General features: G+C 67.5%; 26 protein-coding genes. 7 read left to right on the forward strand and 19 right to left on the reverse strand.

The window, feature by feature from the left end; genetic code table 11:
• Positions 1-109 precede the first annotated feature (109 nt).
• On the forward strand, positions 110-979 hold the full coding sequence (locus tag IDF66_RS05590; protein ID WP_190265984.1) for a 1,4-dihydroxy-2-naphthoate polyprenyltransferase: 870 nt from the start codon (positions 110-112) through the stop codon (positions 977-979).
• Positions 980-1,006: 27 nt separating this feature from the next.
• Here the strand turns inward: IDF66_RS05590 and IDF66_RS05595 are convergent, their stop codons facing one another.
• Together IDF66_RS05595 and IDF66_RS05600 are read right to left on the reverse strand one after the other, a co-directional pair.
• Positions 1,007-1,273: a cyclic-phosphate processing receiver domain-containing protein gene (locus IDF66_RS05595; RefSeq protein WP_164310919.1), complete on the reverse strand. Its 267-nt coding sequence runs from the start codon at positions 1,271-1,273 to the stop codon at positions 1,007-1,009.
• Positions 1,274-1,327: 54 nt separating this feature from the next.
• A complete protein-coding gene (locus IDF66_RS05600; RefSeq protein WP_190266332.1) occupies positions 1,328-1,657 on the reverse strand; it encodes a hypothetical protein in 330 nt (109 codons plus the stop codon).
• Between the two features lie 391 nt (positions 1,658-2,048).
• On the opposite strand from IDF66_RS05600, the gene IDF66_RS05605 reads away from it, so the two are divergent.
• On the forward strand, positions 2,049-2,465 hold the full coding sequence (locus IDF66_RS05605) for a hypothetical protein (protein WP_190265985.1): 417 nt from the start codon (positions 2,049-2,051) through the stop codon (positions 2,463-2,465).
• Between the two features lie 78 nt (positions 2,466-2,543).
• Here the strand turns inward: IDF66_RS05605 and IDF66_RS05610 are convergent, their stop codons facing one another.
• From IDF66_RS05610 to IDF66_RS05645, 8 genes are all read right to left on the reverse strand, one after another.
• The gene (locus IDF66_RS05610) at positions 2,544-3,461 is read right to left on the reverse strand and encodes a Clp protease N-terminal domain-containing protein (RefSeq protein WP_190265986.1); all 918 of its coding nucleotides are present in this window, start codon (positions 3,459-3,461) and stop codon (positions 2,544-2,546) included.
• Entirely contained in the window at positions 3,454-3,744 is a 291-nt protein-coding gene (locus tag IDF66_RS05615) for a helix-turn-helix domain-containing protein (protein ID WP_164310916.1), read from the reverse strand. The genes IDF66_RS05610 and IDF66_RS05615 overlap by 8 nt, the downstream gene beginning before the upstream one ends.
• A 77-nt stretch (positions 3,745-3,821) precedes the next feature.
• A complete protein-coding gene (locus tag IDF66_RS05620; protein WP_190265987.1) occupies positions 3,822-5,609 on the reverse strand; it encodes a magnesium and cobalt transport protein CorA in 1,788 nt (595 codons plus the stop codon).
• On the reverse strand, positions 5,609-5,926 hold the full coding sequence (locus tag IDF66_RS05625) for a hypothetical protein (protein WP_190265988.1): 318 nt from the start codon (positions 5,924-5,926) through the stop codon (positions 5,609-5,611). The genes IDF66_RS05620 and IDF66_RS05625 overlap by 1 nt, the downstream gene beginning before the upstream one ends.
• A gap of 257 nt (positions 5,927-6,183) precedes the next feature.
• Positions 6,184-8,736, reverse strand: coding sequence for an FtsX-like permease family protein (locus IDF66_RS05630; protein ID WP_190266334.1), 2,553 nt, complete (start codon positions 8,734-8,736; stop codon positions 6,184-6,186).
• A gap of 20 nt (positions 8,737-8,756) precedes the next feature.
• Positions 8,757-9,386 carry an ABC transporter ATP-binding protein gene (locus tag IDF66_RS05635; RefSeq protein ID WP_190266333.1) on the reverse strand — a complete coding sequence of 210 codons (630 nt, stop codon included), beginning with the start codon at positions 9,384-9,386 and terminating at the stop codon, positions 8,757-8,759.
• A 176-nt stretch (positions 9,387-9,562) separates the two neighbouring features.
• A complete protein-coding gene (cds1, locus tag IDF66_RS05640) occupies positions 9,563-10,696 on the reverse strand; it encodes an L-cysteine desulfhydrase Cds1 (protein WP_190265989.1) in 1,134 nt (377 codons plus the stop codon).
• A 6-nt stretch (positions 10,697-10,702) separates the two neighbouring features.
• The gene (locus IDF66_RS05645) at positions 10,703-11,029 is read right to left on the reverse strand and encodes a DUF4229 domain-containing protein (protein ID WP_317628599.1); all 327 of its coding nucleotides are present in this window, start codon (positions 11,027-11,029) and stop codon (positions 10,703-10,705) included.
• 201 nt (positions 11,030-11,230) lie between these two features.
• On the opposite strand from IDF66_RS05645, the gene IDF66_RS05650 reads away from it, so the two are divergent.
• The 3 genes from IDF66_RS05650 (at position 11,231) to IDF66_RS05660 (ending at position 12,373) form a co-directional block, all read left to right on the forward strand.
• The gene (locus IDF66_RS05650) at positions 11,231-11,452 is read left to right on the forward strand and encodes a BldC family transcriptional regulator (RefSeq protein WP_164310910.1); all 222 of its coding nucleotides are present in this window, start codon (positions 11,231-11,233) and stop codon (positions 11,450-11,452) included.
• A gap of 69 nt (positions 11,453-11,521) precedes the next feature.
• Positions 11,522-11,731, forward strand: coding sequence for a hypothetical protein (locus IDF66_RS05655; protein WP_164310909.1), 210 nt, complete (start codon positions 11,522-11,524; stop codon positions 11,729-11,731).
• A 165-nt stretch (positions 11,732-11,896) separates the two neighbouring features.
• The gene (locus IDF66_RS05660) at positions 11,897-12,373 is read left to right on the forward strand and encodes a helix-turn-helix domain-containing protein (RefSeq protein WP_164310908.1); all 477 of its coding nucleotides are present in this window, start codon (positions 11,897-11,899) and stop codon (positions 12,371-12,373) included.
• Here the strand turns inward: IDF66_RS05660 and ccsB are convergent.
• The 9 genes from ccsB to IDF66_RS05705 all read right to left on the reverse strand — a co-directional run bounded on the left by ccsB (position 12,358) and on the right by IDF66_RS05705 (position 22,148).
• On the reverse strand, positions 12,358-13,374 hold the full coding sequence (gene ccsB, locus IDF66_RS05665) for a c-type cytochrome biogenesis protein CcsB (RefSeq protein ID WP_190265991.1): 1,017 nt from the start codon (positions 13,372-13,374) through the stop codon (positions 12,358-12,360). The two genes, IDF66_RS05660 and ccsB, sit on opposite strands and share 16 nt — an antisense overlap.
• A gap of 21 nt (positions 13,375-13,395) precedes the next feature.
• Positions 13,396-15,099, reverse strand: a complete 1,704-nt coding sequence (gene resB, locus IDF66_RS05670; RefSeq protein WP_190265992.1) for a cytochrome c biogenesis protein ResB — start codon at positions 15,097-15,099, stop codon at positions 13,396-13,398.
• Positions 15,096-15,902: a cytochrome c biogenesis CcdA family protein gene (locus IDF66_RS05675; protein WP_164311159.1), complete on the reverse strand. Its 807-nt coding sequence runs from the start codon at positions 15,900-15,902 to the stop codon at positions 15,096-15,098. The genes resB and IDF66_RS05675 overlap by 4 nt, the downstream gene beginning before the upstream one ends.
• A 2-nt stretch (positions 15,903-15,904) precedes the next feature.
• Positions 15,905-16,564, reverse strand: a complete 660-nt coding sequence (locus tag IDF66_RS05680; RefSeq protein WP_190265993.1) for a TlpA family protein disulfide reductase — start codon at positions 16,562-16,564, stop codon at positions 15,905-15,907.
• An 8-nt stretch (positions 16,565-16,572) separates the two neighbouring features.
• Positions 16,573-17,181: a histidine phosphatase family protein gene (locus IDF66_RS05685; RefSeq protein WP_164311157.1), complete on the reverse strand. Its 609-nt coding sequence runs from the start codon at positions 17,179-17,181 to the stop codon at positions 16,573-16,575.
• 17 nt (positions 17,182-17,198) lie between these two features.
• Positions 17,199-18,536, reverse strand: coding sequence for a glutamate-1-semialdehyde 2,1-aminomutase (hemL, locus tag IDF66_RS05690; RefSeq protein WP_190265994.1), 1,338 nt, complete (start codon positions 18,534-18,536; stop codon positions 17,199-17,201).
• A gap of 196 nt (positions 18,537-18,732) precedes the next feature.
• Positions 18,733-19,575 (reverse strand): endonuclease domain-containing protein, encoded by an 843-nt coding sequence (locus tag IDF66_RS05695; RefSeq protein ID WP_190265995.1) that lies wholly within the window; start codon positions 19,573-19,575, stop codon positions 18,733-18,735.
• Between the two features lie 189 nt (positions 19,576-19,764).
• Positions 19,765-20,637 carry an SGNH/GDSL hydrolase family protein gene (locus tag IDF66_RS05700; RefSeq protein WP_317628600.1) on the reverse strand — a complete coding sequence of 291 codons (873 nt, stop codon included), beginning with the start codon at positions 20,635-20,637 and terminating at the stop codon, positions 19,765-19,767.
• A gap of 8 nt (positions 20,638-20,645) precedes the next feature.
• On the reverse strand, positions 20,646-22,148 hold the full coding sequence (locus IDF66_RS05705; protein WP_190265996.1) for a PucR family transcriptional regulator: 1,503 nt from the start codon (positions 22,146-22,148) through the stop codon (positions 20,646-20,648).
• Between the two features lie 103 nt (positions 22,149-22,251).
• Between IDF66_RS05705 and IDF66_RS05710 the strand changes: the two genes are divergently transcribed.
• Positions 22,252-23,646, forward strand: coding sequence for an aminobutyraldehyde dehydrogenase (locus IDF66_RS05710; RefSeq protein ID WP_190265997.1), 1,395 nt, complete (start codon positions 22,252-22,254; stop codon positions 23,644-23,646).
• Between the two features lie 10 nt (positions 23,647-23,656).
• A complete protein-coding gene (gabT, locus tag IDF66_RS05715; RefSeq protein ID WP_190265998.1) occupies positions 23,657-25,009 on the forward strand; it encodes a 4-aminobutyrate--2-oxoglutarate transaminase in 1,353 nt (450 codons plus the stop codon).
• Positions 25,010-25,060 lie beyond the last annotated feature (51 nt).

A 25,060-nucleotide genomic window follows, 5' to 3' on the forward strand; every position in this document is an offset into this window, starting at 1 on the left:
AGCGATCGGCTCCTCGATGGAATCCCATCTCACCGATCGAGGCCGACGGTCCCGGTGGAAGCCGGATGCCACCGACACCCCGCCACAACTGCGTGGCAGGATCGACGTCGTGGCAACCCCGAAGCAGTGGCTAGAAGGAGCGCGCCCGCGCACGCTGCCCAACGCGATCGCGCCGGTCGTCGTCGGCGTGGGAGCGGTCCGCGAACTCGGCGATGTCGTCTGGTGGAAAGCAGTACTCGCACTGCTGGTCGCGGTCGCCTTGATCATCGGCGTGAACTTCGCCAACGACTACTCCGACGGGATACGCGGCACCGACGACGATCGGGTCGGTCCGATGCGACTGGTCGGCTCCGGCGCGGCTTCTCCCGGTGCGGTGAAGCGCGCCGCGTTCGCCTGCTTCGGGGTCGGGGCGATCTGCGGGTTGGCGCTGGCCATCAGCACCGCCTGGTGGCTGGTCGTGGTGGGCGCGATCTGTATCGCCGGTGCCTGGTTCTACACCGGCGGCCGCACACCGTACGGCTACATCGGGCTCGGCGAGGTCGCCGTGTTCGTCTTCTTCGGGCTGGTCGCGGTACTCGGCACGCAGTACGTGGCCGGCGACGCGGTCGACTGGGTGGGCCTGCTGTGTGCGATCGCGATCGGCTCCATCTCGTCGGCCGTGCTGGTGGTCAACAATCTGCGCGACATTCCCGGCGACACCGAGTCCGGCAAGGTCACCCTCGCGGTTCGGCTGGGCGACAAGAAGACCCGTACCCTCTTCGGCGTACTCCTCGCCGTCCCACTCGTGGTGAGCCTGGCGCTCATCGCTGCGACGCCGTGGGCGCTGCTGGGACTGCTCGCGGCCCCGTTGGCGTGGCTTGCCTACAAACCCGTGCGGGCGGGCGCACTCGGTCCCGGACTGATCCCGGCGCTCGGCGGTACCGGACAGGCCATGCTCGCGTGGGCGGTGTTGTCGGCGGTCGGTCTGATGATCGGCTGACGGGACTCCCGTTCGGCCACCCAACGGTCACGGCTTGTACCGGGCGATCATGCCCTCCAGCCATTCGACACCGACCGGGTTGGCACTGTGCACCCGAACCTCCTCGGGCCACACCCCGTGTTCACACATCCACAACACGATGGGGCGCGTCGTGTCGTCACCGCCGAGATCGTGATCCAGCGAGAGTTCGTCGACTGGTTCTGATCCGCTCAGCGCGTCGATGGCAGCAGCGCTGGTGGTGCACCACCGCCAGCCGACGGGTGCCGGGCGGAGATCGTCGACCCAGAGTTTCATCCGACCACGGTGACAGACTCGCAGGTCCGGGGCGAATGAATATCTGCACTCCCCTCACCTGCCTCGGCGCTGTCGCTGCGGCGGAGCTGTATCCGCAGGCCGCAGTGCCCAGCCGGGCACCCAGTGCGTCACCTTCTCCTCCCGGTCCTTGGCGGCGATCGTGTAGCTGACCTTGCCGTACCACTCGCCCCACTCCGACCGGGCCCACGCCGTCAGTACACCGAGGTGCACCGACCGAATCTGCAGGCCGTCCGGAAAGTACTCGCCCGTGTAGTGCGGGGTCTGTGGGTACAGGGCGTTGAGGTCGACGAGCACCGCCTTGTGGCCGACCGGGAAGTACACCGGTCGTCGTGGTTGGCCGCTGTCGCCGCCGATCCACTTCATGCCCACTTGTCGAACACTAGTTCGAATCGAACCCATCGACAAGCCGTCCTCCGCACCGGTCACGGGATGGACCCCTCAGGCCGATCAGGCGATACCGAAGCGCGTGATCACATCGCGCCCTGCGGACGTCGTCAACGGCAATCGCAGCACCCGTCGCACGCACCGATCGGTCCACATCTGTTGCACGCCAGTACTTTCTGACTCACGTGCACCCCCGGGCAGTCGCGGCCGGCACGCGGTGTGACGTCCCATGATCGGGGGCACAGAGGTGGCCTCGCGAGGGTTCGATTCGACGGCCGCATCTCCGTGTCCCCAGTTATGGGACGAGTACCGCGACGAAACCTGTTCACGCCCTGACGGTCACCATGTCACGTAGTCGGCTACGCATGTGATGACCGCCGAACTCACCGACACTTGTAGTGGACCCCACACCCATCACCTGGAGGCGGACATGTTCAAGAGCCTCGAACGAGTCAGCGTCCCGTCCGACAGCACACCCAAACCGGACGGGTCGGCCGACCCGAAGAGCCCGATCTATCTCGACCGCAAGAGTCTGACCTTTGCGGGTGTGACCGGCGCATGCCTCGTCATCGCGCCGTTCCTGGACTGCGTCACGTCGATGTCCGACCTGTGGCTGGCCTTCTCCATCACGGTGCCGGTCAGCATTCTCTTGACGCTCATCGGGCTGACCGTCGACTTCGGACCGAGACTCACGGCCAACTATCTGCTGAGTTCCGTCCTGATCGCCGCGATCAACTGGTCGCTGCTGTTGATCTCGGCGTACGGCGCCATCGCTCTGACCCCGTAGCGAAAGAGATCGGCCGGCCGCCCTCGATCACGAGGACGACCGGCCGATCATCTTGCGCCGCTGATCATCTTGCCGGCGTCACACGCCGGCATCGACCTCCGGCAGGCTCGCCAATACGGCGGCCTTGAGATCATCGGCACTGGTGGCCGACTCGATGACGGCGCGCGATGCGTCGTCACCGGCGTCGATGATGCCGATCAGGAGGTACTCGGGGCGCAGCCGCCGGTCGCCGCGCTCACGCGCGAGCTCCACGGCCTTTCCGAACACCTCTCGGGTCTCGGCGGCGAACCGGGGACGCGACCCACGACCACGCGGTCCGCGTCGTCCGCGACCCGGCTCCCAGGGCCCCTCGTCGTCGGCGAACGGCCCACCCGGACCAAAGGGGCCTGGGCCGAATCCGCCACGGCCGAAGCCTTCCGGACCGAAGCCCGGGCCACCGGGGCCGAAGCCGCCAGGGCCGAATCCACTGGGGCCGAAGCCCTCAGGACCGAAACCCTCCGGACCGAACCCGTCCGGGCGAGGTCCACGACCCCGATGCGGGCCATGTCCGTGCCGGTGTCCTCGGCCACGGCCGCGGCCATCGGGCCCGCCGCGGCCGCGTCGGCCGTATCCGCGGTCCGGGCGTTCGGCCCAGCCCTCGGATACGTCTTCACCGAATCGGCCACGGACGGCCTCGCGCACCTTGTCGAGGTCGATGCCGATGCTGCGCAGGGCATCTCGGTCCTCTTCGTAGCGTTGCTTCGCCGATTCCTCGACGCCTGCGTCGGTGGACTCGGCGGTGTCGTCGTGCTCGGCGTGATACTTCTGCGCCGCCTCGCGTGCCGACGTCAGGGTCAGGCCCTGCTCGCCGAGCAGCGTGAACAGCGGACTCCGGGCGTTGCAGAGCATGCCCAGGATGAGGTGATCGTTGCCGAGTTGCCGGTGACCCAGGTCGCCGGCCTCCTGCATGGCGAAAGCCAGCAGCATTCTGTCATCACGGTTGAATCGCTCAAACATTGTTGATGTCTCCTTCTGGCCCACTCGCGCGGGCCTCACGTTGTGAATGTTTCTGGTGCACGGCTTGGCGGCTGATCTGCAGGACTTCTGCGATCGACTGCCAGCTCCATCCGTTGGCGCGGGCATTGGCGACCTGGACGTCCTCGAGACGGTCGGCCAGGGTGCGCAACGCCCGTACCGCGGCCAGCCCCCGGGCGGGGTCGCTGCTCGCGGCGTCACCCGCGAGGTCGGCGCCAGTGGCGTCGTCATGTGCCGTATCGGTCGGATTCTCTTCGTCGTGCATGGTGTCAGGTTATGTTGACATCACACGATTGTCAAGAATTATTGACAACGAAGGCTCGCAAGCGGCTGCCGAGCGGCTCACCAGGGCAAACGCAGTGGAATATCCGGGATGGGACCCGGCAGGTCGATGTCGCCGTCGAGCAGATCACCGAGCGGACCGAGACCGTCCCTGATGATCTGCCTGCCGCCCTCGACCACGATGTCGAGCAGCCCCTCGGCGTACGGATCGGTGGGCCGATCGGGCGCGCGCTCGATGTATGGGGTCGGGTCGTCGCCGTTGATGACCCGGACGATGTTCCGGAAGGCGTCGGAGTTCGGGTCGTGCCAGTAGGAGCCGTGTGAGCTCGTGCCCTCGATCAGCGTGCGCTGCCCGTTCGCGTCGGGCCCGGTGAATCCGGTGTCCATGCGGACGACCCCCGCCGCGGTGTCGGGGTCGGAACCATGCGGGTTGCCGGGCACCGACTGGATGTACTGGATCGGGTCGCCCGGGGCGGTCAGCGAATATCGGTCGACGTCGGGGTTCGGGTTGCGCCACGGGCCGTCGAACACCCCGGTACCCGCCGCCGACGCGTAGACGACGCGGTCGGCGCGCAACCCGAGTTGTTCGGCCGACCCGACGACCGACCCGCCGTAGGAGAATCCGATGAACGTCGTAATCGCCTCCGGCGCGCGCTGCTCGAGTTCGGCGTCGAGGGCCGCGCCGAAGCCGACGAGACGTGGGGCCATGTCCCGCGCGAAACCGGTCTCGACTGCGGAATCGTCGATCGACGCGGCGAGGCCCGATCCGATACCGAGAAGCCCGGCCACCGCTCCCCTGCCGACTACGTCGGGCAGCCCCTCGAACCCCACCTTCTGGGGGAGGTCACCGTCGAGGTAGACGAACACGGGTCCGCCGGTTCGCTGTGCGAGATCTTGTGCAACGCCGTGGGACTCCGCGCTCCGGTTCATCGAGCTCCGCGTGCCGGGGACATACACGGTGGCATTGCGGGTGCCTGTCCCGACTGCGCCGACCATCTCGATGAACCGTCCGTCGGCGGTGTTGTCGAAGGCGATGAACCTGCGTTCCGCGGTCCCATCAGGACCCCGCTGCGCGAACTCCTCGAGCACCGCCGCGCGCGGACCGCCCCCGCGCCCGGCCTGCCGCTCCTCGGTCAACGCGTTCCGGATGTTGATCTCGTTGGCGTCTGCGCGGGTGTCGAAGTCGACACCGTCGAGGTTGCCGATGGTCTGGGGATCGGCATGCATGACCCGGCGGCGGTCGTCTGGGGTCATGCGCGACCACAGTTCCCGGCGCGCGGTCGCCGTCATGCTCCGCAGCATCACCACCACATCGTCGGGATTGACGGTGTGTTCGTCGGGGAGCCGGAGCCCTGGGCGGCCGGTTCGCATTGCGGCGAGGTCGTCGGTGAGCCGTTCGAGGCGCGCACCGTGGTCGTCGTCGATCTGCTCGATCACATCGAGCGCCCTCATGATCGCCACCCCGAGCGCCTCGGCGTCAGCCTCTTTCGACATGTCGACGGACGCCACCTCGCCGAGATCGGTGACGACGAATCCGTCCGCGAGCGCGGTGTCGACCACTCGGAGCACGAGTTCTCGTGCATGGGTCAGATCGGCACCGGCGTCCTCGGCCTCGTCGGCGATCCGGTGCAGGATGTTGCGGATCTCGTGCACGTGTCCGCGCTCCCGGGTAACGGTCAGATCTGCCGCACAACGGCTCTCGCCACACCAATCCGACGTGGCGTCGATCGCACGGATCGCCGCATCCATCGCACCGTCGAGGGTTTCTGCCGCCGAGGCGGCGGCCGCCGCCGCCTCACCGAACCGGTGCGTACGCCAATTGCGCAGTTCGGAGATCGTCGGTCGCATCAACGTCCGGCGAGGTCGGTGAAAGGTGTCGCGACCGCACGATCCTCGCTGTCCGAGTCGATCCGCAGGCGATGCAGGGTCATCCCCAGTGCCTCCAGCCGTTCGGCGACCGCGGCCGTCGCGTTCCTGGCTGCCACTGCCGCAGTCCGCAATGCCGACGCCACCCGACTCGACGGGCACGAAACATGCTCCAGCGCTTCGAGGTCGACACCTCGGATCACCGCCGCCTGAGAACGCCAGGTATCGGCCGACCTCGCGACCTCCTCATGGCGGAATCCGAACCTGTCAATGGGCGGGTATCGCCGATCCGAAGCCATCGTCGACCTCCTTGGAAGCGGATCGGCACAACGCCGATGGGATCTGTCTGGAGATACGACGCAGTGCCCATCGTCGGGGTTCCATGAGCGCCGGTTGTCCACAGATGTGCCACGAGCCCGGTGTGCCGGCACATCCTCAGGTGACACTCATCGCCCCGACGTACATCGGGGTGGACCACTACGCCGAGCTGATCGCCAACAGGTTGACACGCAAAGAGATTCGGCGGCGAGGCACGACGACGGACAGCAGGAGCCGACTACTCGGTCAGAATCGACTCGCTGATGTTCATCCGGGACGCCCGCTGGGCCGGCACCAGCGCCCCGACGATGCAGAGCGCACAGGCGACGCCGACGAACAGCAGCGTCGATGGACGGGGCGAGTACGCGATCTCGATCGACGTTGTCGCGGAGAGGATCTTGTCGGAGAGAAAGTGCAGCGCACCGCCGAGCACCAACCCGGTGACCGAGCCGATCAGCGCGATGCCGGCCGCCTCTGCCACCACCATCCGCGAGATGAATCGGCGCGATGCGCCCATCGCTCGCAGCACGCCGAGTTCCCGCCGACGCTCGATCACGGAGAGCAGCAAGGTGTTCAGCAGTGCGACCGCGGCCGCGAGCGCCACGATCCACTGGATGGCGATGGTGAACGCACCGGCCTGTTGGGCCTGTTCCTGGGCGGCCGACAAGGCCTCCGCTCCCGACTCCACGGTGACGGCCTGGCCCCCGGCCGACGGGTTGGCCGTCGCGACCTCATCGAGCCGCTCCCGGATCCGGGCCTGGTCGGCGTTCGGGTCGGTGGAGACCTGGAGGTAGGTGTTGTAAGGGCGGTCGAACCAGTCGGAGAGCACCGCGTTCGACATCGCCGCGGTACCCGAGCCCATCGAGATGTAGTTGACGGTCTCGATCACGGCGACGTCGCGGTAGCCGCTCGGGGTGGCCAGCCGCAGGGTATCGCCCGCGTGCGCGTCGAGGGTCCGGGCGAGCACGTTCGACAACAGGATTCCGTCGCCGGCCAGAACCCGCTGCAGCGCTTGCGGACTCGCCTTCTTCACAAACGGCGCCAATGATCCAGGCTCGAGTCCCTGCACGTATACCGCGGCCTCGCCGATGTTGAGGCTCGCCCATTGAGCGCCGACAACCTTCGTCACGCCCGGCACCTTCGCCACCTCGGACTCGATCTCCGACGACATCGGCGGCCCGGTGGGCAGGCCACCGCCGGCGTCGGAAGACAGATAGAAGTCGGGGTCCGCCAGACCGTCGAGCGAATTCGATATCGACCCGACCAGGTTGTCGAGCGCACCCGAGGTACCCATGCCGACTGCCACGGCGACCGCGACGGTCATCAGGGTGGCCCACGCACGCCGCGGTGCCCGTTCGGTGTTCACCGCCGCGAGCTGTCCCGGCCCGCGGAACCGACGCGTCAACATCACGACCAGCGCGACGAGTTGCTTGGTCAGCGCGTAGCAGAGCAGAAGTCCGCCGACGGCGTAGACAGCCCCTGCCAGGATGGCGGGACGACCGGGCACGGTGGTCGCGACGAACCACGCCGCCACCAGCAGCGCCACCCCGACGACTCCGGAGATCCACACGGCGCGTCCGGGTTTCGTCGAGTTGTCGGCGACCTCACCGGCGATCATCGCCTCGACGGGCGACACCGCGAACACCGACCGCGCGGCCAGCGACGTCGCTGCCACACACGCCACGACGCATGCGACGATCGCGATCACCGGCGCGTAACCCGGCAGGTGATAACTCACCGCGGTCGCCAAGGTATCCGTGTCGGCCTCCGGAATCCTGCCGATCGCCCATCGTCCGGCGAGGATGCCGATGGGTACCCCGATCAGTCCGCCGACGAATCCGAACAGCGCCGATTCGCCGAGCAGGTCACCGACGAGATGTCCGCGCCGTGCGCCGAGCGCACGCATCATCGCGAGTGACTGCCTGCGTGACGCCACGGCCATGTTCATCGTGTTGAACACCAGGAAGCCCGCGATGACCAGTGAGATGAGCGAGACGAGGAGGGTCGCGTCGCGGGTGACCGAACTGGCCACTTCTGCCTGCTTCGCACGGAAATCCGGGTCGACGACCACCGCACGGCCGTCGACGACTCGCGAGACGTCCGACTTGAGGGCCCCGATGTCGGCTCCTGGTCTGGCGACGATGAGGATCGAGTCGACCTTGTCGGCCCGCGACGCCAGACGTTGCGCGAGGCCCAGATAGGCGAAGATGAAGTTGCCCTTGTTGAGTACCGCCGCCTGGTCACCCTCGACCACCGAGATGACCCGCACCGGAACATCGTTGATGGTCAGTTGCTGACCCTTGCGCAATCCGGTCCCGGCACCGACGACGATGCCGTTCTCGAGATCCTGCTGTCCGATGCCCGAGGATTGCTGGGCCGAGACCGCTTGCCGCAGTTCGCCGGACAGCGCGGTGACCCGGAAGTCCGAACCCAGCAGAGCGGTCTTGCGGTTGTCGATCACCACCGAGTCACGGATGAGCGGCACCACAGACTTCGCCGCGGGCACGCCGCCGCGGATCTCGCCGGCCAGCCCTTCGTCGATACCCGAGTCGGCGATCGACGCAACCTCCACCTGGGCGGTCCCGGTGATCGCCGCATTCACCTGGCGCACCGACTCGGTCAACGACCCGTACAGGCCGAGCACCGAGATCAACAGCGCCGACGCGACGACCACCACCAGCAGTGACGTGACCACCCGCAGTCGGTGGGTGCGGATCTCGCGAAGGTTCAGCACCCGAATCCTCGACAACCCGGACGCAACCGAGCGGAGCGGATTCGCCTGCCGGCCCACGGTCCTCACCGGGCGAGCATTCACGCGATCTTCCCGTCGCGCACCGTGATCGTGGTGTCGGCGACGTCGGCGGCATGCGGATCATGGGTCACCATCACGACCAGACGATCGGCCGTGTCGTGGGCCACCTCCGAGAGCAACGCCAACACCGAATCCCCTGTTGTCGAATCCAGGTTCCCCGTGGGCTCATCGGCCAACAGAATCGTCGGATCCATGATCAACGACCGGGCGATCGCCACCCGCTGCATCTGCCCACCCGAGAGCTCCGACGGCCGGTGATCGACACGATCACCCAGCCCCACCCGCTCCAGGAGTTCGATCGCACGCGGCTTCGCCTTGCGCAACGACTGACTGTCCAGCAACCGCGGCAACGCCACGTTCTCCCACGCCGCCATCGTCGGCACCAGATTGAAGAACTGGAACACGAAACCAACGCGGTGACGCCGGAACGCCGAGGCCTGCTCGTCGTCGAGCGAGCCGAGATCGACTCCGTCCACCGAGATCGTGCCCGACGTCGGAGAATCCAAGGCACCCAACACATGCAGCAGGGTGCTCTTGCCCGCGCCGGACGGACCGACGATCGACGCGAACTGCCCGCCGTCGAGGGTCAGATCCAGACCGTCCAACGCCCGCACCAGCTGATCCCCCATCTGGTACTCGCGCACCAGACCAACGGCCTTGACCAGCGGTTCACCCTCGACATCGCCCACACGCGAATGCTATCCCACGGGGATGAGGTAACCCTAAGTGCGGCCCTGCGAGATGGTCGCGAGCTCGCTCCTCGGGGAGCAGCGGGGACGCCGCTCCTCGGTGGCCGGGCGCGTGGTCAGGAGACGGCGGCCGTCCACTTCCCGGACGCGAAGAACTCGTCGAGTACTGACGTCGCCTCGGTCAGGTCGAATCCGTGCTCGCCGAGCCACCCGTCGTCGAAATAGGTGTTGCCGTAACGGTCGCCCGAATCGCAGAGCAGGCTGACCACACTGCCGGACTGCCGCTGTGCCACCATGTCGGCGACGATCTGCAGGGCTCCCCACAGGTTGGTGCCGGTCGACGCGCCGACGCGCCGACCGAGCCGATCGCTGATGCGGCGCGCGGTCGCGATGGACGCGTCGTCGGGAACGCCGATCATCCGGTCGATCACCTGGGAGACGAACGACGGCTCCACGCGCGGACGGCCGATGCCCTCGATCCGCGAACCGATCTCGGAGGTGAGCGTGCCGTCGGCGGTGTCGTAGGCCGGCAGGAAGACCGAGTTCTCCGGGTCGACCACGGCGAGCCAGGTGGGATGCCGCCGGTAGCGCACGTAGCGGCCGAGGGTGGCCGACGTGCCACCGGTTCCCGCCCCGACCACGATCCAGGTCGGGATCGGATGATCCTCGTCGGCCATCTGCGCGAAGATCGATTCGGCGATGTTGTTGTTGCCGCGCCAGTCGGTTGCCCGCTCGGCCATCGTGAACTGGTCGATGAAATGGCCGTTCAGTTCGGCTTCGAGCCGGAGCGCCTCGGCATAGACATCACCCGCGCGTTCCACGAAGTGGCAGCGGCCGCCCTCCCGCTCGATGAGTGCGGTCTTCGACGGAGAGGTAGTCGACGCCATCACCGCGATGAACGGGACGCCGATCAGCTTCGCGAAGTAGGCCTCACTGACCGCGGTCGACCCGGACGATGCCTCGATGACGGTGGTGCCCTCCCGCACCCAGCCGTTGCAGAGTGCATAGAGGAACAGCGAACGGGCCAGCCGATGCTTGAGCGAACCGGTCGGATGGGTGCTCTCGTCCTTGAGGTACAGGTCGACGCCGACGTCGTTCCCGTCGTCGGCGGTCCACCTGGACCAGTTCGGCAACAGCACCCTGTGCAGATGTGTGTCGGCGCTGCGGCGGCCGTCCGCCTCGATCAGGCGTACCGCGTTCTCCGACCACGTGCGGTCGCCGCGATGGTCGACGATCCTGGTCGGCTTCATACCGACTCAGTCGGCCTGGCCGCGCAGGCGGGATTGCAGGTCGTCGTGTCGTCGTCGACGGGCGTCGTCGACGGCTGCGATCTGCCGGTTCACCCGCAGACGCAGGGACTTGAACAAGACCATGCCCAGTGGGAGGGCGATCAGGACACCGAACACGGCGGCCACCAACAGCGGCACCTGGACGCCTGCGATCGCGCCGCCACCGATGATGATCGCCGCCACCACGACGACCAGCGCCAGCCTCGCGAGGGTGTAGAGCGCCAGCGACAGCGCAACGCTGCCTGCGGTCGCCTCGCGGTCGGTACTCGTGTCCACTGTCTTGTCTTCACTCACGGTGTCAAGGGTACTGCCCGTGAGGTCGCCCATTTTCGCCCATTTGCGGCGATATGGACGTCTCGAATGTCGGTTTTGCACTCTCTTTACCAATTGCTGACCGTTCGAGTACCCAGGCATCCGGCGTGTATCCATGAACCAGACCCCACATATTTCATTCGTTGCATGTTCATCGTTGCAGGCGAGAGAAGAGGAACACACATGACGGTCATCGACTCAGCCACCCACGGCATCATCACCCCAGGCCTTGCGAGTCAGCACACCCTGACGCCCGGCCAGGTCGCTTCCATGTTCAACGTCAACCCGAAGACCGTGGCCCGCTGGGCCAGCTCCGGCCTGCTGGGATCGATCCGCACCCCGGGCGGTCACCGCCGCTTCCGCGAGGCAGACGTCGTCGAACTCCTGAACCGCCGCACACACTGATCCTGTCGGCCGACGGGGTCCGCCCCACCCGATGGCAACCTCACGTACGCTTGTAGACGGGAGGTTGCCATGACGTTTCTGTTCGCTTTGATCGGCATTGCAGCGATCGGTTTCCTGCTCTGGCGCGCCTTTGGCCCCCAACTCGCCGATCGTGACGATCACGACGACCGACCCACCCGGCCGATCGGCCCGGTCGGGCCCGATGACGACCCCGATTTTCTCCTCGATCTCGACCGCCGCACGCGGGGGCCCAATGGGTCCGATGCCGACGACGCCTGACGCCTCGACGCAAGATCGGTCCTGACGTGGCGAAATCCCGGACTTACGCCCGCGTACCCTACTTGCAGGTAGGGTAATCTCTTTCCATCACGCAGTGCGGATCCACCATGTGGAACGCCGGCGAAAGGTGCAGGAGATCAACGAATCACGCGCGGACAACCGACGTTGACGCCCCAGCTGGGGCGCCCGACGCCCGACGACGAACCCGGCTTCGCAGAGAAGCTGGGCTACCTATTCGAGCACTCACGGGATGAGAACGGCGCGCCGTACACGGGCAAGAAGATCGCCGAACGGGCCAACGACCTCGGGTATTCACTCTCGGACGCCTACATCTCGCAGCTCCGGACGGGTAAGGCCCGGACACCGTCGTTCCGGACCGTCGAGGCCATCGCGCGCGCCTTCGAGGTGAGCGTCACCTATTTCCTCGCCAATCCCGACGAAGACCTCGAGCGCGTCCGCCAGCAACGCGACTACGTGGAGATGCTGGCGACCACCGGAACACACTTGTCCGGGATCGACGTCCGCTCGATCTGCCCGGACACCATCGATGTCGTGATCGCTCTGCTCAAAATGGTCAAGGCGCAGGCTGTGGAGACCCAGCGGACCCCTCCCGGCGAGGACAGCGGTCAGAGTCCCGCGTAGGAGTGCAGGCCGGAGACCACCAGGTTGATGATGAACAGGTTGAACAGCAGCGCCACAAAGCCGGCGACGTTGATCCAGGCGGCCGCGTTGCTCCGCCAGCCGGCAGTCGCCCGAGCATGGAGATACGCCGCATAGATCACCCAGGCGATGAACGACACCGTTTCCTTGGGATCCCAGCCCCAGAACCGGCCCCAAGCCGACTCGGCCCAGATCGCACCGCAGATGACGCCGAGACCGAACAGCGGGAATCCGAAGACGACGCATTTGTAGGCGAGTCGATCGAGGGTGTCCGCGTTCGGGATTCGGTCGATGACCCGTCGCACACCCGCGACAAACCCGGACCCGCCGGCCGCGAGATCGTCGCTCTCCGGGCGACCCCACCGCATCTTGATCAGGTAGAGCGCACTGGCCACACCCGACACCAGCAGCACGCCCGACGACACCGAGATGATCGAGACGTGAATCGCGAGCCAGTAGGACTTCAGCGCGGGGACCACGGGCGCGGCCTGCGTGTACAGCCAGCGACCGCCGACGAACATCAGCAGCGAGACCGGTAGCAGCACGAAGGTCAGCAGCGGCCGGTGTTCGGGCTTGCGCAGCACCACCAGGCCGGCGATGACACAGGCGGCGCACGTCAGCGAGATGAACTCGTACATGTTGCCCCAGGGCGCACGGCCGGTCGCCATACCCCGCAGCACGATGGACGAGATGTGCGCGATCAGTCCGACGACCACCACCGGATACGCCATGTTGCCCAGCCGGTCGCCGAGGTTACGGCGAGGGGTGTCGGCGATCTTGCCGGGTGCCCGATCGTCCACGGCCACCCCGGACCCACCCGCGGTGACCAGTTGGGCCGACGACGTCAGCTTGCGACTACGGGCACCGGCGAGCGCCGCGAGGAACAAGAACATCGCGAGCACGTAGATGGTGATGGCGGTACCGAACAGGAGATCGGAATACCGCGCCAGTGTCTCGTCGACGTGCATCGAACCGGTGTTCATCGCACTCGTCCTCTCAGTCGCTTACAGTCGCCGCCCGCGTATCCGACGTGCCCTCGAGGTGCGCTCGGCGTTCGGGTCGTCCTGGTCGCGCACCAGGTCGTGAGCCTGCTCCTCGAATCCCTCGCCCCAGCCCGCCTGATCGGTGCGTGCCAGACCGGCAATTTCTACTACAGTACGTCGTTCGCCGGCGTCTCCGGAAACCGAACCGGGCACGGGCACGAGCCGGACCCAGATGCGCCGGCGCCGGATCAGCAGCGACACGAGCAGGCCACCGAGCATCACGATCGCCGACACCAGCACCCAGACCTGCGAGGGATCGTGCGAGACCTGCACCGACACCCAACGCTGATACCCGTCGAATCGCACCGAGGTGCCGTCCGCGAGTCTGTGCGTCTGCCCCTGCGCCAGATTCACCTGCGCGCGCTGCTGCAGGCGTCCCTGCTCGATCAGAGTCTGGTCCAGGGAGTACGCATTCTGCGGTTTGCCGGTGTCGAGTCCGGTGTCGCCCTCGTAGATGCGGATCGCCACCGCCGGATCCTTGGGAATCGGCGACGACGAGGTCAGCAGGGTGCCGTGGTAGTTGGCGGTCGGGGCGAACAGCCCTTCCAGAGCGACCTGATGTGAGCGACGCTCGTCCTCGTTCGGGTAGAGCCCGGCCGGGGTGTCGAAGCGCGCCGCCCCCGACGACATCATCGTCTGCATCTCCTCCGGGATGAACAACGCCGTCTGCTGACGTTGCTGACCGTTCGGGAACGTGACCGTGAACGTCGGGGCGTAGCCGTTGCCGAGCACGTAGACGCGATCGCCGGCCACCCGCAGCGGGTCGTTGACCCGGATCGTCGTCGACTTCCAGCTCGACGGGTCCGTCCGCTGGGTGCCCTCGGTGTAGCGCACCTTGGCGGTGTACATATCGGGCTGCCCGTTGGGCAGGAAGGTCGCGTCGAATCCGTCGACGCGGAAGCAGAACGGGTTGAGGTCGGTGCCGTCGACGAGATTGCCCGCCTTGAACGAGTCGTAGACGGCGGTCGAGGTGTTGCAGAGACCCTGCTCGCCGTCGGCGACGAGGCTGCGGGTGCCCTCGTAGCCGTACAGCTTGCCGAAGGCGATCGACACCAAGAGCGCGAGCAGCGCGAAGTGGAAGACCAGGTTGCCGAACTCGCGGAGGTAGCCCTTCTCCGCGGAGACCTCCACCACGCCGTCGTCCTTGACGACGGTGGTGCGTCGCCATCCGCGGAGATTGCCGGAGATACGTCGCGCCAGGCTTTCGGGGTCCCCATCGACCTCGTGCTCGACGTGTCGCGGTAGGCGCTTCAGATTCCGCGGTGCGGCAACGGGTTTGGCGCGCAGGCTGTGAAAGTGCTCGATCATCCGCGGCGTCAGGCACCCGACGAGCGAGATGAACAGGAGTACATAGATGGCGGTGAACCAGGCGCTGGCGAACACGTCGAACAGCTGGAGCCGGTCCATCCACTGGCCGAGCCAGCCGTGTTCGTCGATGTAGGCCTGCGTCTTCTGCTCGTTCAGCGGCCGCTGCGGGAGGAGTGCCCCGGGGATCGCGGCGAGGGCGAGCAGGAACAGCAGCACCAGCGCGGTCCGCATCGAGGTGAGTGAGCGCCAGAGATTGCGAGCGGGCCAGAGCACCCGGCGGAAGATCCAATGCGGACGGGACGGACCGGGCGTCGGGCCGGACACCTCGGCGTCGGGGGTCACGTCTGTCTCGGTCATACGGGCAGCTCCGTGTCGGTGATGAAGGCCTCGCGGACCCACACGATGAATTGATCCCAGAGCCCGGTCACCAGGGCGACCCCGACGGCGATGAGCATGATCCCGCCGAAGATCTGGATCGCTCGTGCGTGATTGCGCAGCCAGCCCAGGCTGCGCAGAGCCCAGGCCGACGAGAACGCGAGCACGACGAACGGGATCCCGAGGCCCGCACAGTAGGCGACGATGAGTGCGACACCCTTGGCGGCGGTCGCGCCCTCGGTGCCGCTGGCGGTCGCGATGACCGCGGCGAGGGTCGGCCCGAGGCAGGGTGTCCAGCCGAGGGCGAACACCGCGCCCAACAGGGGCGCCCCCACCAGGTTGGACATCCGGCGGGGCGCGAAGCGGAACTCGTGCTGGGCCATCGGGACCAGCCCGATGAAGACCAGTCCCATCAAGATGGTCACGACGCCACCGATACGTTGCAGCACTTCGCGATTCACCACGAATGTGTTGGTGATACCGAGCACTGTCGCGGTGGCCGCGACGAAGACGACAGTGAATCCGAGGACGAAGAGTCCGGCGGCGACCGCGACCCGCGAGCGACCGCGTTTGGCCGGTTCGCCGACGGTGACGGCCGGGGCCTCGGCCCCGACGAGCCCGGCGAGGTAGGACAAGTATCCGGGCACCAGCGGGACGACGCAGGGTGATGCGAAGGAGACCAGCCCGGCAACGACACACGCGGCGAGCGCCAGCAGCAGCGGCCCGCTCGACACCGTGGTGGCGAATGTGTCACCGATGGACGCCTGAGGTGCGAGTTCGATCATCGTCATGGTCGGCCCGGGGCCGGTGGGGCCGACGACTGCGGTGCAGGCGAACCCGGTGCGGCCGACGCCGGCGTCGACACCGACTCGGCAGCGACCTTCCGGACGGTCGCGTCGAGTTCGTCGGCCGTGACCGCCTTCAGGAACACCGCGGCAGGCCGATGCTGACGATCCAGGACGACCGTGGTCGGCACCACGGCGGTCGGAGTGGTGAGGCTCGAGAGCGTGATGCCGTCGTAGTCGTAGATCGACGGAAACCCGACACTGCGGTCGGCGACGAAGTCCTTGGCCGACTGCCGATCGTCGCGCAGATTGATTCCGAGGAACTCGACCCCGAGGCCATTGGTCTGCTCGTAGACCCGCTCGAGGTCGTCGGCCTCACCGCGGCACGGCCCACACCACGAACCCCACACGTTGATGACGACGGCCTTGTCGCGGAATCGTTCGTCGGACAGCGAAAGAGGTTGGTCGGTGACGAGATCCGGCCCCGACAGATCGGCGACCTTCTTGCGGTCGGCGGGCGGATAGGTGATCACGGTCTGCCCACCCGGGGAGACGAACTGGAATGTGTCCCCCTGGGCCACTGCGTCATCGCCCGTGCCGCAGCCACTGATCACCCCGATCAGGGCCGCCATTACCGCAACCAGCAGGCAGAACCTTCGCACGCTCGTCCTTACGCTCCCGTTGCCAACGGGTCCGACGCACCGGCGGGCTCGGAGTAGATGATGTCGACGAGGGCGTCGCCCTCGTAGATGAGGCTGGTCAGCGAGGCCAGCGAGCACTGCCGGCGACGCGGGTCGTGCCAGAGCCGCTGGCCCTCGAGAAAGCGACGCAGCGTGTATACCGGCAGCTGGTGGCTGACACAGACGGCCTCATGACCGCGGGCGGCGTCGCGCGCCTTGTTGGCGGCGGCCAGCATGCGGTGCGCGAGTTGGATGTACGGTTCGCCCCACGACGGGGTGAACGGGTCACGCATCTTGGGCCAATGGCGGGGCTTGCTGAGGGCGCCGTCGCCGACCGAGACCTTGAGACCCTCGAAGACGTTGTCGGCCTCGATGAGTTCGTCGTTGGTGACGATGGTCAGCCCGCGGGCGCCTGCGATCGGTGTCGCCGTCTCCTGGGCGCGCTGCAGCGGCGACGCGAACACCGCGGTCACGTCGTGGTCGGCGAGTGTGTCGGCGACCTTGTTGGCCTGCGCGCGACCGCTGTCGGACAGCCGGAACCCGGGCAGGCGCCCATAGAGGATGCCGTCGGGATTGTGCACCTCGCCGTGCCGCATCATGTGGACGATCGTGTTGGTCACTGGGACTCCCCCGTTGCACTGGCCGATGCGCTTGCTGCGGCCCGGGCCGCGGCCGGCAACGCGTCGGCGATTCGTGAGAAAGCATCCTCGTCCAGCGCCGCGCTGACAAACCAGGCCTCGAAGGCGCTCGGCGGCGGATAGACCCCGCGCTCGAGCAGCGCGTGGAAGAACGGCGCGAACCGCCAGGTCTCGGTGGCCTTGACCCCGGCATAGTCGGTGATCGGGTCGGCACGGTCGGTGAAGAAGACACTGAGCAGATTGCCCGCGCTCTGCACGCGGTGCGCCACTCCCTCGGCGCTCAGCGCCTCGGTGAACAGGGCTGCCAGTCGATCTGCGTTGGCGTCGAGAGCGGTGTAGGTCTGCGCATCGGCGTGCCGGAGGGTCGCGAGTCCGGCGGCGACGGCGACCGGGTTCCCCGACAACGTTCCTGCCTGATAGACCGGCCCGGTCGGGGCGAGGTACTCCATGATGTCGGTGCGGCCACCGAATGCCGCCGCAGGCAGGCCACCACTCATCACCTTGCCGAAGGTGTAGATGTCACCGGCCACGCCCTCGATGCCGTACCAGCCGGCCGGACTCACCCGGAAACCCGTCATGACCTCATCGATGATCAGCAGCGCGCCGTGCCGGCGGGTCAGTTCCCGCAGACCGGCGTTGAAACCGTCGTGCGGGGCGATAGCGCCCATGTTGCCCGCAGCCGCCTCGGTGATCACCGCGGCGATCTCGTGGCCGAACTCCTCGAACGCCTTCGCGACGGCCTTGAGGTCGTTGTAGGGCAATACCAGGGTGTCGTGGGCGGAAGCACCGGTGACCCCGGGTGAGGTGGGCAGACCCAGCGTCGCGACGCCCGAGCCGGCGTCGGCCAGCAGCGCGTCGACATGGCCGTGATAGCAACCGGCGAACTTGATGACCTTGGACCGGCCGGTGAATCCACGCGCCAGCCGGATCGCCGACATGGTGGCCTCGGTGCCGGAGTTGACCAGGCGAACGCGCTCGACCGGGTCGACGCGGTCGATGATCTCCTCGGCCAATTCGATCTCGGCCTCGGTCGGGGCACCGAAGGAGAGTCCGCCTGCAGCGGCCTTCTGGACTGCCTCGACGACGGCGGGATGGGCGTGGCCGAGGATCATCGGCCCCCACGAACTGACGAGGTCGACGTAATCATTGCCGTCGACGTCGGTGAGGTGGCAGCCCTTGGCCGACGCGATGAACCGGGGATCTCCGCCCACCGCGGAAAACGCCCGGACCGGGGAGTTGACGCCGCCGGGAGTGGCCGCCGTGGCGCGGCGAAAGAGTTCTGCGGACTTCGCGGCGGCATCAGCGGATCGGGTCACGGCCTCCAGTGTTCCAAACGGCGCCGACGGGGCCCAAATCGTTCAGGCTGCTCTCAGCCTGCGGCAACAGGTCGGTGACGGCGGTCACCCGCGGTGAGATTCGGTCGGCCGGCCGCGATATGGATGCGGTGTCAGCGGGTACTCGCGACAATTATTGATCCGAGACGCCGCTGACGCCGCATTCATATCTGGGCGGTCAGCCGGCGAGCTGCTTCACATGCTCACGCCGGCGAACGAGGTCGAGCACCGTTGCCTCCGCCTGTGCCCACTCGTGCACCACACGCCGGTAACTGAAGCGCAGGGTGACGTAGCCGAGGCGGGCCGCCTCCTCATCCCGCCGACGGTCCTTCTCGATCTGTTCCGGCGACCGATCGTGGTACTCCACACTGTCGATCTCGATGATGAGACGGTCACCGACCAACAGGTCCACCCGGCCCACGCCCGTGATCCGGTGTTGCACCCGCACCCTCATGCCCAGAGCGCGCAGGCGACATCGCACCATCGTCTCGGTGCCCGACTCGGCACCGGGATCGCAGCGGTCGAGGAGGCGACGGATGCGACGAGGAGCGCCGATGAACACCTCGTCGAGGTCGGACCTCTCCAGCATTTGTTGGTGAAGGATCGAGTCGCAGACGACGACGATGCCCTCCTCGTCCAGACACTTGAGCGCATGCCGTAGTGCGGTCCGGATCCCGTCGACGGCGTCGACCTCCCGCTCCGGGGGCGCATACTGCTTGCAGTACCGATGCGCACCGGATCGATGTGCCGCCTCACGACCACGAATGTGCATCTTGCGGGGCCCGGGCGGAATCCAGACCCCGTGGAGTTTCAGCGCCGACACACAACTGACCACACCACCGGCGGCAACAGCCGCCGCCACCGAGGTGTTCGCCGACCTGGTCGCATACCAGCCGCGCCGCAACAGCCGGAGATCGCCGTCCTCGCACGCCCGCCGGAGGCGGCTCTGGGTGACACCGAGGCCTCGCAACTGCGCCCACGATGCGACTCCGTACGGGAGGTGGAGATCACTGAGGTCCATGGAGTCAGCGTGGTGCAGAAATGCTCACGGAACTCGGCAGCGACGGGCAGGATGGCCGATCTGTGAATTGTTCGGTGACTGTGGACAAGTCGCAGCGCGATATGGATGCGGTGTCAGCGAGTGTTCGCGACAACTATTGATCCGAGCCCCCGCTGACGCCGCATTCATATCGCGGCGGCGACGACCGGCCTACCGCAGGGCCGCCGCCACCTGGTCGGCGATTGCCTGCTGGCCCAGCTCGTTCGGATGAGCCGGGGCGGCGCCGGTCGCGCCGACCTGCGGCTCGATCCAGCGCGTACCCACCGGTGCACAGGCGTCGTGCCCCTCCGACACTCCGGACATGTCGACATAAGTGACACCGGCCTGTTCCGCGGCCCGCTGCACCGATCGGTTCAGAACCGCCTGCAACTCACGGAGATACGGCACATCACCGGCCGCCACACGCATCGTCGGGTAGCAGCCCGTCTGCGCCGGGAGGATCCATGGGTAGCCGACCGCCAGCACCTGCGCGCCCGGCGCCTTCGCCCGCACCGCCGCGAGTGCGCGCGCCAACGCCGGGTAGGTGCGATCCCGGACGATGTCGACGTACTCCGCCCCGTGCGCGGCACGGCACGGTGACCCACCCGGATCGGTCGCAGCCACGTCTGAGCACGCACGGATGGCAGTGGTGTAGACCGCGCTGTCGTTGCCGCCGATCATCACCGTCACCACGTCGGGGCCGCCGGCGAGTGCATCCAATTGGGCGGGCACACCGGCGTATTGCGCCGTGAAGAAGTCGGTGGTGTCGGCGCCGCTACAGCTGACGTCGTCGAGCCGGTAACCACGTGCCGCCGCGAGCAGGTGCGCGAAGTTGCGGGATGACCGGAGACACAGCACGGGCGAATCCTCCACCAGCGGCTGCACTCCCGCCGCGGCGCTGTAGCTGTCGCCGAGATTGACCTGCCGAGGCGCAGGCATCGGCGAGCTGCCGGCAGCGGACGTGGGGGTGGATGCCTGCGGCTCGTCGGCGGTGGTCGTGCAGCCGCCGAGTACCGAAGCCACAAGCACCAGAACCGTTGTCACCACCTTCCTCACGCGTCCGCCCCCAGCAGCATCAGCAGCAGCTCGGCCCGGGTCCGCGCGTCGGAGAGGTCGACCTCCAACATGTCCTCGATCCGCTCGATCCGGTGCCGCAAGGTGTGCCGATGCACCCCCCGCGCCGCGGCCGCGACACCCCAGTTGCCGTTCGCCTCCAGGAATGCCAGCAGGCTCTCGCGCAGATTCGTACCGTGCTGTTCGTCGTGGGCGATCACCGGCGAAAGGCGTTGTGCGGATGCATCGGCCAGCGCCTGCCGGACCGGATTCATCGTCAGCAGTGATCGGCTGCCGCACAGGTCGACGAGCTGCCCGACCGCCGCCGACCGACACGCGAGCCGAGCCTGTCGCACCGATTCGCCCACCTCACGCAGCTCGCCCGCCGGCCCGATCCCGCCCGACACGGGGGCACTGCGATTCATCATGGCCAGCAGCCCGACGGCGAACTCCACGTGATCGTCGCCGCGCAACAGGGCGATCACCTCGACGTCGTCCCGATGGACGAACACCGGTCGCCATCGGTGATCGAGGTCGTCGACGAGCCGACGTCGCCCCTGCGCTGCCGCCTCCGGGTCGGCAAAGGTGAAGACCGCGGCGCGGACCCGGCCGGCCCGGTCCGCTGCGCGTCCCAATATCCGGCGCAGTCCCGGTCCGCTGACCGAGCCGCCGATCGCGAGGGCCAGCGCGTCGTCGTGCAGATCCACGACGTCGCGGGTCACCTGACGCGGTTTGGCATGTTCGATGGCGAGCAGCGAGGTGGCGTGCCCGACCAGCATGCGCGCGACATCGTCGAGCGCCGACGTCCCGACGACACCGAGATGCCCGTAGGTCCGACCACCCGAGCCCACCCGGGCAACCGTGATCGTCGCGTCGTCTGTCATCCACACCGCGCCGGCGGATGCGGGATCGCGCACCACCAGATCGCGAATCCGATTGAGGTCGGCGGACGGGATGGTGCGCGGTGCCGTCGCGACCACGGCGAGGCCGGTGTCGAGGAGCACAACATGCTGGTCGATGGCCTCGGCGAGCTCACGGACCAGCGCCGCGGAACCGCCGGACGCGGCCGCGCGGGTCATTCGCGGTTGCGCCTTGGTGGCCGTGACCAAGCGGGCCGACCGTTGTGCGGCGATCTGATCGAGCACGGCCCGGGTCACCGCGGAGAACGGGATCGGCAGCGGCACCTCGAACAACGGCAGACCGAGCTCGTCGGCGGTCTCCGCCATGTCCCGGGGTACCTCGTCGAATCCGAACCCGACACCGAGCCCCACCGCCGCGACACCGACCCGGTCAAGGCCCGCCAGGTACGCACGGCGCACGGCCACATCCTCGCCGAGCCGCAGCCCGGTGGTCAGCAGCACCTCCCCGCCCGACAACCATTCTCCGGCGTCGGCGAGCTCCGAGGACACCGCGCAATCGAGCGAGCGGCCCAGCCCGTCGGCCCCGCCACGCAGCGCCAACTGGAGCCTGCGCTGCGCCAGCAGCCACCGGACGGTCGTCACACACTTCACCCTAGCGACGAATGGACATGATGGAGTGAACTCCGCCTGCGCCTGTACAGAATGTCAGGCCGCGTCACGCCACGGACAGGCGAAGACTGGACCCATGTCCGCACTGCAGAACTACATCAACGGCGAGTTCGTGCCGTCGACGTCCACCGAGACCATCGACATCATCAATCCGGTCGACGAATCCGTCGTTGCCGTGTCACCGGTCTCGACCGCAGCCGACGTCGACACCGCGATGGCCGCGGCCACCGCGGCTTTCGCCGGCTGGAGCACCACCACGCCGTCCGAGCGCCAGAAGGCGCTGCTGAAGCTCGCCGATGCGATCGAGGCCGGATCGGATCGACTCGTCGCGGCGCAGGCCCGCAACACCGGCCAGCCCGAGGAGCAGATCGCCGACGAGGAGGTCACGGTCGGCGCCGACCAGGTGCGGTTCTTTGCGGGCGCGGCCCGCATGCTCGAAGGCAAATCCGCGGGCGAGTACATGTCCGGCCACACCTCGTTCGTCCGGCGGGAACCCGTCGGCGTGATCGGCCAGGTGACGCCGTGGAACTACCCGCTCATGATGGCCATCTGGAAGATCGCGCCGGCCATCGCGGCGGGCAACACCGTGGTCCTCAAGCCCTCGGACACCACGCCGGAATCCACTCTCGTGCTTGCCGAGCTCAGTCAGGGCATCCTGCCGCCGGGCGTGCTCAATGTGGTGCTGGGCAACGGCGAGACGGGGGCGACCGTGGTGGGCCATCCCACGCCCCGGATGGTGTCCATCACCGGCTCGGTACGGGCCGGGATCGCCGTCGCGGTATCCGCCGCGCAGCAGCTCAAGACCGCACATCTCGAACTCGGCGGCAAGGCCCCGGCGGTGGTGTTCGCCGACGCCGATCTCGACAAGACCATCGAACCGCTCGCGGCGGCCGCCTTCTTCAACGCCGGCCAGGACTGCACGGCGGTCACCCGCGTCCTGGTGCACGAATCCATCCACGACAAGGTCGTCGACCTGCTCGTCGCGGAGGCGGAGAAGGCGACCGTCCCGCCCCTCAACAACGTCAACCACTTCTCCAAGGTCACCGCCATCCTGGACGGGATCCCGTCGCACGCGACGGTTGCGACCGGCGGAAAGCGCAAGGGCGACAAGGGGTTCTTCGTCGAGCCGACGATCATCACCGGAGTCCGGCAGGACGACAAGCTGGTGCAGGAAGAGACCTTCGGCCCGGTGATCACGGTGCAGCCGTTCACGGACGAGGCCCAGGCCGTCGAGATGTCCAACGACGTGGCCTTCGGTCTGGCCTCGAGCGTCTGGACCACCGACCACGGTACGGCGATGCGGATGTCGGCCGCACTCGACTTCGGATGCGTCTGGGTCAACTGCCACATCCCGCTGGTCGCCGAGATGCCGCATGGCGGCTTCAAGCATTCCGGCCACGGAAAAGACCTGTCGCTCTACGGTATCGAGGACTACACCCGGGTCAAGCACGTGATGAGCAACATCGAGTGAGGTGAAGGCGATGACCACCATGGCCCACCGGCTGCCGCAGAAGCGGCATCTGGTGACCGAACTGCCCGGACCGCGGTCGAGTTCGTTGACCGTCCGCAGGCGGGCCGCGGTGGCGCCCGCCGTCGGGTCGGCGGCACCGGTGTATGCGGTCGACGCCGACGGTGGCGTGGTCATCGACGTCGACGGCAACTCGCTGATCGACCTCGGGTCGGGCATCGCGGTGACCACCGTGGGGGCGAGCAATCCGGCAGTGGCCGACGCCGTTGCCGCGCAGGCCCATCAATTCACCCACACCTGCTTCATGGTCACCCCGTACGAGGGCTATGTCGCGGTGGCCGAGAAACTCAACGAACTCACCCCTGGCGATCACGAGAAACGCACAGTGCTGTTCAACTCGGGCGCAGAGGCCGTCGAGAACGCGGTCAAGATCGCGCGACTGGCCACCGGTCGCGACGCGGTGGTCGCGTTCGACCACGCCTACCACGGTCGCACCAACCTCACGATGGCATTGACCGCGAAGACGATGCCGTACAAGCACAACTTCGGGCCGTTCGCCCCCGAGGTCTACCGGATGCCGATGAGCTACCCGTACCGGGACCCACTCGCCGCCGACGGCGTGGCCGCCGCGGATCGGGCGATCAGCATGATGGACAAGCAGATCAGTGCCGACAGTCTGGCCGCGGTGATCGTCGAACCCATCCAGGGTGAGGGTGGATTCATCGTTCCCGCACCGGGGTTCCTGCCCACGCTCGCGCAATGGTGCCGCGCCAACCGGGTGGTGTTCATCGCCGACGAGGTGCAGAGCGGTTTCTGCCGCACCGGTGACTGGTTTGCCTGCGACCACGAAGGGGTGATCCCCGACCTGGTCACGATGGCGAAGGGGATCGCTGGCGGCATGCCGCTGTCGGCGGTCACCGGGCGCGCCGAACTGATGGACGCCGTCCATCCCGGCGGGTTGGGAGGCACCTACGGCGGCAATCCGGTGGCGTGCGCCGCCGCACTGGCGGCGATCGACCAGATGACGACCCTCGATCTGCCGGCACGCGCCCGACAGATCGGCGAACTCATCCTGTCGTCGCTGTCGGCCACCGCGGCGTCGCTGGCCAATGACGGACGTGACGTGATCGGCGACATCCGCGGCCGGGGCGCGATGGTCGCCGTCGAACTGGTCAGGCCCGGAACAACCGAACCCGATCCGGAGCTGGCCAAAGCCGCGGCCGCGCACGCCTTCTCGCGCGGCGTCATCGTGCTCACCTGCGGTACATTCGGCAACATCCTGCGATTGCTTCCGCCACTGGCCATCGACGACGAACTTCTCCGTGAAGGACTCGACATCATCGGCGAGGCGCTCGCCGCCGACTGAACCGCACGGTATCCGACGAACAGCACGCGACGAGCACGGCAACCGACGAGC

The organism is Gordonia hankookensis (genome assembly GCF_014673215.1).
In the GTDB taxonomy this organism is placed as follows: Bacteria; Actinomycetota; Actinomycetes; order Mycobacteriales; family Mycobacteriaceae; genus Gordonia; species Gordonia hankookensis.

Bases quoted from the DNA above. Each gene is read 5' to 3' on its own strand.
- IDF66_RS05625 (WP_190265988.1), bottom strand. From the start codon at position 5,926: ATGGCTTCGGATCGGCGATACCCGCCCATTGACAGGTTCGGATTCCGC.
- gabT (WP_190265998.1), top strand. From the start codon at position 23,657: ATGACCACCATGGCCCACCGGCTGCCGCAGAAGCGGCATCTGGTGACC.
- resB (WP_190265992.1), bottom strand. From the start codon at position 15,099: ATGACCGAGACAGACGTGACCCCCGACGCCGAGGTGTCCGGCCCGACG.
- IDF66_RS05675 (WP_164311159.1), bottom strand. From the start codon at position 15,902: ATGATCGAACTCGCACCTCAGGCGTCCATCGGTGACACATTCGCCACC.
- IDF66_RS05685 (WP_164311157.1), bottom strand. From the start codon at position 17,181: ATGATGCGGCACGGCGAGGTGCACAATCCCGACGGCATCCTCTATGGG.
- IDF66_RS05600 (WP_190266332.1), bottom strand. From the start codon at position 1,657: ATGAAGTGGATCGGCGGCGACAGCGGCCAACCACGACGACCGGTGTAC.
- cds1 (WP_190265989.1), bottom strand. From the start codon at position 10,696: ATGAAGCCGACCAGGATCGTCGACCATCGCGGCGACCGCACGTGGTCG.
- ccsB (WP_190265991.1), bottom strand. From the start codon at position 13,374: ATGAACACCGGTTCGATGCACGTCGACGAGACACTGGCGCGGTATTCC.
- IDF66_RS05655 (WP_164310909.1), top strand. From the start codon at position 11,522: ATGACGTTTCTGTTCGCTTTGATCGGCATTGCAGCGATCGGTTTCCTG.
- IDF66_RS05695 (WP_190265995.1), bottom strand. From the start codon at position 19,575: ATGGACCTCAGTGATCTCCACCTCCCGTACGGAGTCGCATCGTGGGCG.
- IDF66_RS05620 (WP_190265987.1), bottom strand. From the start codon at position 5,609: ATGCGACCGACGATCTCCGAACTGCGCAATTGGCGTACGCACCGGTTC.
- IDF66_RS05615 (WP_164310916.1), bottom strand. From the start codon at position 3,744: ATGCACGACGAAGAGAATCCGACCGATACGGCACATGACGACGCCACT.
- IDF66_RS05595 (WP_164310919.1), bottom strand. From the start codon at position 1,273: ATGAAACTCTGGGTCGACGATCTCCGCCCGGCACCCGTCGGCTGGCGG.
- IDF66_RS05650 (WP_164310910.1), top strand. From the start codon at position 11,231: ATGACGGTCATCGACTCAGCCACCCACGGCATCATCACCCCAGGCCTT.
- IDF66_RS05605 (WP_190265985.1), top strand. From the start codon at position 2,049: ATGACCGCCGAACTCACCGACACTTGTAGTGGACCCCACACCCATCAC.
- IDF66_RS05635 (WP_190266333.1), bottom strand. From the start codon at position 9,386: ATGGGGGATCAGCTGGTGCGGGCGTTGGACGGTCTGGATCTGACCCTC.
- IDF66_RS05610 (WP_190265986.1), bottom strand. From the start codon at position 3,461: ATGTTTGAGCGATTCAACCGTGATGACAGAATGCTGCTGGCTTTCGCC.
- IDF66_RS05710 (WP_190265997.1), top strand. From the start codon at position 22,252: ATGTCCGCACTGCAGAACTACATCAACGGCGAGTTCGTGCCGTCGACG.